We start from the raw sequence: 11,776 nt of genomic DNA, 5'->3' as shown, positions 1-11,776 counted from the left end.
GCGCGGCGGGTCACGGCCCCGGTCGGGCCCGGGGTCACGGCCCGGATCGGGACCCGGGTCACGGCCCGGGTCGGGCCCCGGGTCACGGCCCGGGTCGGGCCCCGGGTGGCGGTCCGGTCGACGCCCGCAGGACGAGCTCGGGCGCCGGGTCGTCGATGACGCGGCTGGTCGTGTCGGTGCCGATGCCGTCGGTGCCGTTGCCGTCGGTGCCGTTCCCGTCGGCGGCCTTCCCGTCGGTGCCGTTGCCGTCGGTGCCGCTCCCGTCGGTGGCCTTCGCGCCGGGGTCCGAGGTGTCGAGACCGGCGAGCAGCACGTCCACGGCGGTGGCCCCGAGGGCCTCCATCGGCAGCCGGATCGTGGTCAGCGCCGGCGCGCACGTGATGGCCGGCCAGATGTCGTGGATCGCCACGACGGAGAGCTCCTCTGGGACCCCGATGCCCATCTGGGCCGCCTCGGTGAGCACCCCGATCCCGGCGTTCACGTTCCCGACCACGACCGCCGTCGGGGCCGGTTGGCGGCTGAGCAGCAGCCGGGCCGCGTCCCTGGCCGACCGGTAGGTGTAGCCGAGCGCGGTGGTGTGCTCGCGGGCCAGCGTCAGCCCGGCCGCGGCGAGCGTCTGCTCGACCCCGGCCCGCCGCCGGTCGCTGGTGTCGGACGTCGGGACGCCACCGACGTAGCCGATGCTGGTGTGTCCGAGGTCGAGCAGGTGACGGGTCGCGAGCGCACCCGCGGCGACGTCGTCGATCGCGATCGTGGCGACGCCGGATACCGGGCCGGAGTTGATCAGGACCGTGCGCTCGGGATGGGACAGCGCCCGGGCGACCAGCTCGGTAGGGGCGTCGTCCCCCTTCTGCAGCAGCACGCCGTCCACCAGCCGCTCGCTCAGCAGCCGGGTGAACCCGTCGCTGCCGGGCTGCATCCGCGGGCTCGAGGCAAGTACCACCGAGTAGTTGTGGTCCAGCGCGCGCGACTCCACCCCGTTCACGAGGTCCGTGAACGTCGCGTTCGTGACGTCCGGGACCACGAGGGCGAGCAGGTGCGTGCGGGAGCGGCGCAGCGACCGACCGGCGGAGTTCGGTGCGTACCTCAGCAGCCGGGCCGACTCGAGGACCCGCTGCCGCGTCTGCGGCCGGATCCTGATCGACGGATCGGAGTTGAGCACGCGTGAGACCACCGACACCGAAACCCCGGCGTGTCCGGCCACATCCCGCAGCGTCACCATCCTCGGATGGTAACGGCGTTGGCAAGCATCTGCACAAACGTTTCACCAGTAGGTCCGCACCCGAACCCGGAGTCCCGAAGTGATCGACAGAGAAGCCGTCGTCCGCCGCCACACGATCCGATACCACGAGCCGAGGCCCGAGGAGCCGTTGTCCGTGGGCAATGGCGAGTTCGCGTTCACCGTCGACCACACCGGGCTGCAGACGTTCGCCGACCGCTACGAACGGGACGCCGCCCGCGAGCGCGGTGAGGCCGCGATGCCACTCGGGACCCAGGCCCAGTGGGGCTACCACTGGGCACCCAACCCGCACGGCTGGCAGCTCGAGGACACTCTGGAGAGCTACGACGGCCCGCGCGGACCGGTGGCCTACCCCACCGCCTACGACTACCGCGAGGACCGGGAGGCGTCCGCGGCGTCCGGGCGCGCCGCCGGGTACTACTACTGGACGAACCCGCAGCGGTTGCACCTGGCCCGGATCGGGCTGCTGCTCGACGGCCGGACACCGGCCTGGGACCAGGTACGGGCCGGAACCCAGGAACTGGACCTCTGGACCGGCGTCGTGACCAGTACCTTCGCACTGGCGGGCGTCGACGTCCGGGTGCGTACCGCCGTCGACCCGGACCGCGACGCGGTCGCGTTCGAGATCGACTCGGCGCTGCTCGACCAGGGCCGGCTCGCCGTCGAGATCGCGTTCGGCTCCGTGGCGGAGACGTTCGAGGCGCCGCCGGTCTGGGACCGGCCCCAGGACCATACGACCACGCTGCGTCGCGACGGGGCCGCCGCCGTCTGGGACCGCCGGCTCGACGACGCCCGCTACCAGGTCCGCGCGGCGGGCGAGGTGGCGGTTGCCGGGGACGGGCACCACTGGACGCTGCGGCCCACCGGGCCGCGGCTGAGCGGCGTGGTCGAGTTCGCGGCAACCCTGCGCGAGGACGTGCTCGGGCATGCCGGCGCCGTGTTCGCACGGTCGGCCGCCGGCTGGGGAGCCTTCTGGCGCGGCGGGGCCGCCATCGACCTCGCCGGCAGCACGGCCGAGCCGGCCCACGAGCTGGAGCGCCGGATCGTGCTGTCCCAGTACCAGACCAAGGTGCACTGCTCGGGCAGCACCCCGCCGCAGGAGACCGGGCTCGTCTGCAACAGCTGGGGCGGCACGTTCCACCTGGAGATGCACTGGTGGCACGCCGCGCACTTCCCGGCGTGGGGGCGGCCCGAGCTGCTCGAGCGGAGCCTGGCCTGGTACGCCGCGATCCTGCCGGTCGCCGAGGACATCGCCGCCGCACAGGGTTTCCGGGGCGCGCGCTGGCCCAAGCACGTCGGCCCGGAGGGCGTCGAGAGCCCGAACGTGATCGGCCCGCTGCTGTTATGGCAGCAGCCGCACGTGATCCACTACGCGCAGCTGCTCCTGATGGCGTCCGACGACGCCGCGGCGGTGCGCGCGGCGTACCGCGACCTGGTCGACGCCACCGCCGAGTTCCTGGCCTCGTTCGCGCTCGCCGGCGCCGACGGCGCCTACCACCTGCCTCCACCGCTGATGCCGGCCCAGGAGGTGTACGGCGCGCGGGACACCTGGGACCCCCTGCTGGAGCTCGCCTACGTCCGCTGGGCGCTGCGGGTCGCGCTGCGCTGGCGGCGAGCGGACGGGCGCGCGGAACCGGAGGAGTGGGTGCGGGTCGCGGACGGGCTGCGCCCGACCCTGAGCGCGGACGGGCACTACGACGCGGTCCAGAACCCGCCGCGGACGGTCTTCACCGACCACCCCTCGATGCTCGGCGCGCTCGGCGTGGTCCCCGACACCGGCGCCCTGGACCACGACGCGATGCTGCGCACCCTGGAGCGGGCCTGCGAGCGCTGGGACTGGCGCAGCGCGTGGGGCTGGGACTTCCCGATGATCGCGATGTGCGCGACCCGGCTCGGCCGTGCCGACATCGCGCTCGACGCACTGCTGCGGGACGAGGGCAAGAACACGTTCCTGGCGAACGGGCACAACCGGCAGGTCCCACACCGGATGCCGCTGTACCTGCCCGGCAACGGCGGGCTGCTGATGGCCGCCGCACTCCTGTTCGCCGGGTGGGTGGACGACGGCGGCACGCACCGTCGCGTCGACCTGCCGGCCGGGTGGTCGGCCGAGACCGAAGGCTTCCCGGCGCGCCCGTGAGCACCCGACCCGAGGAGAACCCCATGACCGCGGACCTGACCGCCCGTCTCGCGACCCCGCACAAGGAGCCCGACCTGGTCCTCGCGCCGAGCCTGAGGGAGGGCGACTTCTACTCCCACGGTGTGGACTGCCCGTTCGTGTTCAGCCACGAGGGCGCCCTCGGCATGACGGTCGTGGGTTGGGACGGCATCGGCTACCAGACCGGCCTGTCCTGGTTCGACGGCGCCTCGTGGTCGGCGCCGGAGCTCATCCTCGCCCGTGACCCGTCCTCGCCGCACCGCCGGTACAACACCGCCCTCACGTCGATCCTGCGGGACGAGGACCTGCGCGGCGACGGCGAGCTGCTCGCCGTGGACGGCTGGTACTACGGGACCTTCCACGCCTACCCGGCAGCGGGCTACGAGGCGGGTCCTGGCGTGGTCGGCATCGTCCGCAGCCGCGACCTGCGCACCTGGGAGGAGTACGGGGCGTTGCTGCGACCCGAGGACGGTTCGCCGTGGGAACGCGGCGGCCTCTACAAGTCCTGGCTGATGCACTCCGGCGGTGAGTTCTGGCTGTTCTACAACGCCAAGGACGCCTCGCCGCGCGGCTGGCAGGAGCAGACCGGCGCGGCCCGGTCGGTCGACCTGCTCGGCTGGGAGCGGGTCGGCACCGAGCCGCTCCTGCGCAACGGCCCGCCCGGCGCGATCGACGACCGGTTCGCCTCCGACCCGTGCGTGCTCCGCGACGGGGACACCTGGGTGATGTTCTACTTCGGCCTCTGCAGCGACGGCCGGGCCCGGGAGACGTTCGCCTGGTCCGACGATCTGCTCACCTGGAACCGGTCCGAGCAGGTGCTCATCGACGCCGGCCCACCCGGAACGGTCGACACCACCTACGCCCACAAGCCGGCCGTGATCACCCGCGCCGGCCGCCTCGAGCACTACTACTGCGCCGTCGCGCCGCTGGCCGAGCCCGTCCGGATCGGCGACCACCTGCAGCGGGAGCGGCGCGGCATCGCCGTCGCCCGCTCCTGACGGCGGTCCGGCCCGCCGGCCGGACGTTCAGCGCTCGCTCAGTGCTCGCTCAATGGCTCCCAGAGCAGCCGGACGTCCCAGCCGCGCAGGTCCAGCATGGCCCGGCGGCCGCCGTCGGCCTCGCTCTGGCCCTCCGGCCAGCCGATCGTGACCGCCTCACCGGACCAGTTGAAGTAGAAGTGCACGCGCTCGCCGGGACCGGTGGCGGAGGTGTGCGTGACGGACTCCGCCGGACTCACGAACGGCCGCAGGCCGCTTCGCTGCGCGGCGCGCCCGACGAGGTCGACGGCGGCCCGTTGGTCCGGCACGAAGCTCACCGTGGTCACGCGTCCGGTGCCGCGCGCGAGGGTGGCCGCGGCGGCGAAGGCCCCCAGCTCGGGATGGTCGTAGCGGGCGAGGACCTCGGCGTCGCCGGTCTCGTCGAGCTCGAGCAGTTCCGCCCAGCCCTCGGCGGCACCGATCGGCTCACCGGACGCGTCGACGACGGGCACCGGCTCGAGCAGGGTCGTGAACTCCTGGTAACCGGCGCCGGTGAGGTCGGTCAGGCCGCCCGGTTGAGGGGCTCGGCGGACCACCGCCCACTCGTCGGCGTAGCCCGAGCGCGGACCGAGGACGAGATGACCGCCGGCGGCGACGTAGTCGCGCAGCGTCGCGAGCACGTCGTCGCCGGCTGCGTACAAGCCCGGGACGAGCAGGAGCCGGTAGGACTGCGCGAGCTCGGCGCCGCCGGGCAGCGCCCGGTCATGCAGGATGTGGCTCTGCAGCCCGGCGTCGAAGGCGCCCCGGTAGAACGCCTCCACGATCCGGTGGTAGCTGCGGGAGCCCGGCGCCGCCCGCTCGTCCGGGAAGGCGGACTCGAAGGACAGTGCGTACTTCGACGGCGTCGAGAACACGATCGCGACGTCGGCGTCCGGGGTGGTGGCCGCGACCCGGTCGCCGAGGCGCCCGATCTCCTGACCGAGCTCGGCGATGTTGCGGTAGACCCGACCCGGCCGCTGGTCGTGCGGGAGCACCCCCACCCAGTGGGTCTCGGTCCCGAAGTGCGTGGTGTGCCAGTGCCAGTACTCGATCAGCCTGGCGCCGCGGCTGATCATCGCCCACGCCGCCTGTCGCCACTGCCCGTCCCAGCCGGGCTCGCTGATGCTCGAGGTGTTGATCGCACCGGCATTGGTCTCGGTGACCAGGAACGGCGCCCGCCGCGAGCCGAACATGCGGTCGGCGGACAGGAACACGCTCCAGGTGCCGTCGGTCATCCACCCCTGCGGGCGGACCGGCGCCGGATGCCGCAGGCCGTCCTGCATCCGGTAGTAGGCGTTCCCGGACGCGATGTCGAGCTCGGCCGCGATCCGCAGGTCGTCGGCGGCCGGGCGGTCGTAGGCGATGCAGGTCGTCAGCCACTGGTCCGGGCGGGCGAGTTCGCGCACGATGCCGGCCTGCCAGCCGATGAACTCCCCGACGACGTCCGCCTGGAACAGCCGCCAGGCCAGGGCGTACTGCGGCTGGGCGTTGCCGTCGGGACGCCACAGGTCCGCCCAGGACGAGAGCCGGTGCGACCAGTACGCCAGGCCCCACCGGTCGTTGAGGTCCTCGACGCCGTCGAACCGTTCGGCCAACCAGTCGCGGAACGCGGAGAAGACGCCGTCGTTGTGCAGCAGCAGCAGCCCGGGCTCGTTGTCGAGCTGGTAGCCGACGACGGCGGGATGCTCGCCGAGGTCGGTCACGATCCGCCGGATCACCCGTTCCGCGTAGTGCCGGAAGGTCGGGTTGGTGACATCGATCTCCTGACGCGCGCCCCAGCCGAGACGGACTCCACGGGCGGCCTCTGCGGCGATGTCCGGATGGGCGCGGGCGAGCCACGGCGGCACCGCGTACGTCGGGGTGCCGAGGATGACGTCGATGCCGTGCTCGCTCGCGGCATCGAGGACCTCCCGCATCCACGCGGTCTCGATCCGCCCGTCCTCCGGCTCCCAGGTGCTCCAGGTCGACTCACCGACCCGGATGACGCTGAAGCCCGCCTCCCGCATCAGCCGCAGGTCCTCGGCCAGGCGTGGCGTGGGCTGGTACTCCGGGTAGTAGGCCGCCCCGAACCCGATCGGTGCCCTCATCGACCGACCATCCCCTTCCGTAGGTGCCGTCTCGTGACGGTAAAACGTTTCTCCGACCGTAGTCAGGAGAACTCGGACAACGCAAGCAGGTCAGGACCCGGGAACATCCAGGACGAGCACCATGTCCGTGTTCCCGTTCGCACCGACGGGCGGCGTGAAGCGGAGGTTGCCCTCGTTCGCAAGCACCGTCTCGCCCACGAACGCACCGGTGATCGGATCCATCCACCGCATCCGCACCTCGGCACCGGGTAGGACCTCACCGCGAAGCTCGAACGGCCGGCCGGTGAACCGGTACGCGAGCAGGAACCGGGCGCCGCGGGTCACGACGAGTCGATCCTCCCGCGTGCCGGGATCACCCACGATGACGGTCTGGTCGGGAATCCGCTCGAAGTAGGGATAGGACAGGACCAGGTCCCTCAGGTGCTGCAGGTCCCGCGAGCCCGGGGCCGCCAGCCCGTCCCGCCAGTCCATCGTGACGCCGTACGCCGGCGGGTACTCCGGCTTGTGGACCTGGATGACGGCGTTGTGGCCGTAGGTGTGACCGGCCGCCCCCGCGAACACGGCCCAGTACGCGAACCGCCGCGAGTCGTCATGCCCCCAGTAGCCGTGGACGGGGTCGTGCAGCCCGCGCGGGATCTCCTCGTAGCAGGGTTCGCCGTCCACCGTTGGCCTGGCCGGGTAGCGCTGGTAGTCCTGTTCCACGTAGCGCCAGTTGTCCGGACCCTTCCAGGTCGCCGCGTCGTCGTTCCAGACCTGTTCGTAGTCGCGATGGCCGGACTGGAACATGTTGAAGTCCAGCCAGTTCTCGGTGTGGAACCACGTCGAGGACTGGCACCGGCCGAACGGATGGAACGTGATCGGGCTGGTCGGGTCGTTCTTGCGCAGGGCCTCGCCGAGGCTCCGCCAGGCGGGCATCCGGGTGGTCCCGCGCAGGTCCCCGCCGTTGAGCCAGACGATGTTCGGATGGTGGCGGTACCGGCGCGCGAGCCACGTGCCGTAGGTGGCCACGGACTCGTCGGAGTGGTCACCGTGCTCGACGTTGCTGCCCCAGATCGGAACGAGGGCCAGGTAGATCCCCCACCGGGCGGCCAGCTTGAGCACGTCGTCGAGATGGTCCCAGAACGACGGCCCCGGCAACCCCGCCCGCGGATCCGCCGGGCGGGTGTCAGGCCGGGTGACGTCCTCGTCGATGAAGGGCAGGCGGCCCTCCAGCGTGGCGCTGGCCGGACTGTGGATCACCATCACCTGCGCGACGTTGTACCCCTTCGCATGCCTGTCCGCGAAGTACTCCTCGGCCTCGTCCAGCGAGAGCCTGGTCAGGAGCAACCAGACCGTGTCGGCCTGCCAGAAGAACGGCGCGCCGTCCTCGTGCTGGAAGTAGTGACCGTCCGCGGATGGCTCGATCCGCCCGTGTTGCCACGGCTGCTCGACCTTCATGTGCGACTCCTTCGAGAGTGAATTGCCGGGTAGGTTTGCGCGCCAGGTCCGTCGGGACCGGTGAACTGCACGTCACTTTGGACGCCCGGGACTGCCGGGGTGGTGATCGCGCGCGAACGAGCGGTGTGCGGGGGCTCCTCGCCGGAGCAGACCCCGCGCGTGGACCGTCAGGCCACCAGCCGCCGGGCGGTGAAACTGTCCGTGATCAGCACGTCGATCCAGCCGCCGCGGGCGGCGGCCCGGATCGCCTCGAACTTGCGCGGCCCGCCCGCCACACCGATCTTGCGGGGCGTGGCGCGCAGGGCTTCGGCGCTGATGCCGAGGATCCGCTCGTGCAGGTCGGTCTCCACGAGGACGCCGTCGGCGTCGAAGAACCGCAGGCAGACGTCCCCCACTGCGCCGGCCCCGCGCAGCAGCTCCAGGTCCGCCTCCGGCAGGGCGTTTCCCGAGGAGACCAGCAGCGGCGACGGCTGCACCGATCCGATGCCCACCAGGACCACGCTCAGCGAGGACCACGCGGCGGCGACGTCGGAGATGTAGGGGTCGGCGAGCAGAGCGTCCCGCACCGTCGCGGAGGACACCACCCCCGGTGCCGGGAAGTACAGCCCGGTCCCACCGGTGACCTGCGCGAGCCGGTCGGTGAGCCGGGTCGCCTGCACCTGCACGCGCGGGTTGCCGACACCGCCGAGCACCTGCACGACCACCTCTGCGGACCGGGCCGCGCGCGGGGACATCGCCTCGACCACGGCCAGCAGGGACGCGGACCAGGACGAGATGCCCACCCGCTCCGCACCGATCAGGGTGGTCTCCAGATACGCGGCACCGGCACCGCCGATCGCCGCGAGCACCGCGGAGTCATCCTCGGTGGACGGCCCGGCCACGACCACGTCGGTCAGCCCGTACTGATCGCGGACGGCCTCCTCCAGCTCGGAGAACACCCCCGGCGGCGGCACCACCACGGTGCGGACGATGCCGATCGAGACGGCCTCCTTCAGGAACCGGGACACCCGCGACTGGGAGATGTGCAGCCGGTCGGCGATCTCCGGCTGACGCAGCCCCTGCTCGTGGTACATCCGAGCGATCTTGACGAGCAGCGACATCCGATCGCTCGAGACGCGCCCCGCGCCGCCCGGTCCGGAAGACATGACGTGAACACTACTGCCCATGGTCACGCGCGCTCAGTACGACGTGAAGAGGGCCTGCTGCACGAGTCGCAGCGCCGTCACCGAGTCGTGCCGTGACTGCGCCTCGACCACGCCGGCCACGTCCAGCTTGTCCAGCGCACGCTCGGTGGCCTTGAGGAAGTCGATGGCCAGATCGGCCGCGGCCACCGAGTCCTCCCGGAACGGGAACTGATCGAGCTGCCACACGCCCTCCCAGTTGTTGCGGCGCAGCGTGTAGAAGAACTCGAACAGCTCGATCGGGTGCACGGTGCCGGCGATCATGTCGTCGTCCCAGCCACGCAGGTTGTCGTTGACGTCCATCCCGAACAGGCGCCCGTAGTCGATCGCGAGCTGCGCCGAGTCCGCCGGGGACTCGCCGCCGAACAGCGCGTGGCCGAAGTCGAGCAGGATGCCCACGTTCGGCAGGCCGATCCGCTCGATGCCCAGCAGGGTGCGCGAGACCGAGTCGAAGCTCATGTGCACGCGCGGCTCCCGCGGCTTGTACTCGATCACGAACCTCAGGTCCGGGTTCTCGCTCGCGAGCGCGCCGACGCCGTCGAGCGAGGCCTTCCACAGCGACCCGTGGTCCACCTGGAACGGGTAGTCCCAACCGTCCTGCCCCGGCCAGAGCTTGACGTAGTCGGCACCGAAGTGGCGCACCACGCCCGCGGCCTCGGTGACGAGCTCGTGGGTCAGCCTGCGTACGCCCGGGTCCGGGTTCGTGAACGATCCCTTCGCGAACGCCCGGGTATAGATCTCCGGCGTGATGCCGATGACGTCCAGCCCGGCCGTCGTCAGTGCCGCGCCCACCTGCTCGTTGCTGAAGTCGCCGCCGAAGAACGGGTAGTTCAGGTCCACCACGGACAGGTCCCGCACCCGCCCGGCCAGCTCGATCGCGTCCAGGATGGTGCGCGGCTCGCCGTAGCCGTCGGTGGCGTAGCGGTCCACGTAGGTGGCGAAGTGCCAGATGCCCGCGCCGTAGCGTTGGTTGCTCATGGGTCTCCTCAGGTGGTGGTGGGGTCTGCGGTGATGCCCGACGGCGCAGCGCGGGCCAGGCGGACGGCTCGCTCCCACGCCTCGCGGCGTCGGCCGGCCTGTTCGGCCGGGAGGGTCGGGACGAAGGTGGTGGCGCGGGCGTCCGGCGGGATGGTCAGGCCGAGGGCCTCGGCCGCGAGCAGACCGACTCCGCAGGCCGAGAGCGACTCACGGGCGCCGCGGTGCACCCGCCGCCCGCTGACGTCGGCCTGGAGCTGCATGAGCCAGTCGTCCGCGGAGGGTCCGCCGTCCGCAAGCACGTCGGTGACCGGGCCGGCCGCGTCCGCCGCGGCGAGCACGTCCTCCACCTGCTGCGCGATCGACTCGGCACCCGCGCGGGCGAGGATGGCGGCGTCGGTGCCGAGATCGAACCCGGTGAGGATCGCGCCGGCCCCCGGATCCCAGTACGGCGCGCCGAGGCCGGCGAACGCGGGCACCAGGTGCACCCCGTGGTCCGTCGGGGCGGTGCGAGCCAGTGCCGCCAGGTCCGCGACCGACCGCCCGAGCAGGCGCGAGAGCCAGGCCATGGTCGCCCCGGCGGCCAGGACGTTGCCCTCGAACGCGAGCCGGTGCGGGGCGTCGCCCAGCTGCCAGGCGATCGTGCCGACGAGCCCGGCCGGGATGCTCACGTTGCCGGCGGTCGAGACCGCGCCCACGGCGGTGCCCGAGCCGGTGGTCACGCCTGCGTCGCCCACGAGAGCGCCGTCGGCCAGCAGGCCCATCACCGAGGACCCGGTGCCGTAGGTGACCTTCACGGCTCCGGGCTCGCGGACGCCGTGGGCGTAGAGGGCGGAGTGGGAGTCGCCGAGCACGGCGTGGATCCGGGCACCGCCGAACTCGACGATCGGCCGGGTCGGCTCGGTGGAGGCGGCCACGCGCGGTAGCACGGCGGCGGGCACGCCGAAGATCTCCAGCAGTCGCTCGTCCCAGGCACCGGTGGCCAGGTTCAGCAGCTGGGTGCGGCTGGCGTTGCCGATCTCGATCCGGTGTTCGCCGGTGAGGGCATGGACGAGCCAGGAGTCCACGGTGCCGGCGGCGATCTCACCGCGGGCGCTACGGGACCGGTCCGGGTCCACCTCGTCGAGCAGCCAGGCGAGCTTGAGCGCGGAGAACATCGGGTCGATCGGTAGCCCGCTTCGTTCGCGAACCTCCTCCTCGGCAGGCCCGGTGAGGGCGGCAGCCGCAGCCGCGGTGCGCCGGTCCTGCCACCCGAGCATCGGGCCGAGCGGCTCGCCGGTTCGGGTGTCCCAGAGCAGCGCCGACTCGCGTTGGCTGCTCAGTCCGAGGCCGAGCACGGGCGCGTCGACGTGGGCCATCACCTCGGCGACGGCCGAGCGAACCCCGGTCAGGATCGCGGCGGCGTCCTGCTCCACCCAGCCCGGCCGCGGGTGCGACTGGCCCAACGCGGAGGTGACCGACGCGACCACCCGGCCCCCGCCGTCGAGCGCCACCGCCTTCGTCGCGGACGTGCCCTGATCGATGGCGACGATCATGCCCTGGCCGACTACGCCGTCGGGCATCGGCCACTCCCTTCCTTCACGCGGCGCCGGTCGCGCATAAAAATTCATAATTGCCTGTGCTTGCGCCAACCTTGCCGCACCGACTTCGCGCTGTCAACGAGCACGGCGGCTCGACCGGCGTTC

8 protein-coding genes are annotated in these 11,776 nt (G+C 72.2%); 2 read left to right on the top strand and 6 right to left on the bottom strand.

The features are described from left to right. Window positions 1-82 precede the first annotated feature (82 nt). Complete coding sequence (locus GKS42_RS03215) at window positions 83-1,222, bottom strand: LacI family DNA-binding transcriptional regulator (protein WP_154792535.1); 1,140 nt, start codon at window positions 1,220-1,222, stop codon at window positions 83-85. Between the two features lie 79 nt (window positions 1,223-1,301). On the opposite strand from GKS42_RS03215, the gene GKS42_RS03210 reads away from it, so the two are divergent. Both GKS42_RS03210 and GKS42_RS03205 read left to right on the top strand, forming a co-directional pair. Further along, window positions 1,302-3,377, top strand: a complete 2,076-nt coding sequence (locus tag GKS42_RS03210; protein WP_232847902.1) for a hypothetical protein — start codon at window positions 1,302-1,304, stop codon at window positions 3,375-3,377. Window positions 3,378-3,400: 23 nt separating this feature from the next. Further along, the gene (locus GKS42_RS03205) at window positions 3,401-4,393 is read left to right on the top strand and encodes a glycoside hydrolase family 32 protein (RefSeq protein WP_154792534.1); all 993 of its coding nucleotides are present in this window, start codon (window positions 3,401-3,403) and stop codon (window positions 4,391-4,393) included. A 38-nt stretch (window positions 4,394-4,431) separates the two neighbouring features. Here GKS42_RS03205 and GKS42_RS03200 read toward each other — a convergent pair whose 3' ends face one another. The 5 genes from GKS42_RS03200 to GKS42_RS03180 all read right to left on the bottom strand — a co-directional run bounded on the left by GKS42_RS03200 (window position 4,432) and on the right by GKS42_RS03180 (window position 11,653). Then, the gene (locus GKS42_RS03200; protein ID WP_154792533.1) at window positions 4,432-6,498 is read right to left on the bottom strand and encodes a beta-galactosidase; all 2,067 of its coding nucleotides are present in this window, start codon (window positions 6,496-6,498) and stop codon (window positions 4,432-4,434) included. A gap of 90 nt (window positions 6,499-6,588) precedes the next feature. Continuing rightward, window positions 6,589-7,935, bottom strand: coding sequence for a glycoside hydrolase family 140 protein (locus tag GKS42_RS03195; RefSeq protein ID WP_154792532.1), 1,347 nt, complete (start codon window positions 7,933-7,935; stop codon window positions 6,589-6,591). 167 nt (window positions 7,936-8,102) lie between these two features. Then, window positions 8,103-9,080 carry a sugar-binding transcriptional regulator gene (locus tag GKS42_RS03190; RefSeq protein WP_210769302.1) on the bottom strand — a complete coding sequence of 326 codons (978 nt, stop codon included), beginning with the start codon at window positions 9,078-9,080 and terminating at the stop codon, window positions 8,103-8,105. Between the two features lie 33 nt (window positions 9,081-9,113). After that, window positions 9,114-10,094, bottom strand: coding sequence for a sugar phosphate isomerase/epimerase family protein (locus GKS42_RS03185; RefSeq protein ID WP_154792531.1), 981 nt, complete (start codon window positions 10,092-10,094; stop codon window positions 9,114-9,116). An 8-nt stretch (window positions 10,095-10,102) separates the two neighbouring features. After that, the gene (locus GKS42_RS03180) at window positions 10,103-11,653 is read right to left on the bottom strand and encodes an FGGY family carbohydrate kinase (protein WP_210769301.1); all 1,551 of its coding nucleotides are present in this window, start codon (window positions 11,651-11,653) and stop codon (window positions 10,103-10,105) included. Between the last annotated feature and the right edge of the window lie 123 nt (window positions 11,654-11,776).

The organism is Occultella kanbiaonis (assembly GCF_009708215.1).
GTDB classification, from domain to species: domain Bacteria; phylum Actinomycetota; class Actinomycetes; order Actinomycetales; family Beutenbergiaceae; genus Occultella; species Occultella kanbiaonis.
The sequence above is the reverse complement of the archived record's forward strand: the minus strand, read 5'-3'. Positions and strand labels throughout refer to the sequence as shown.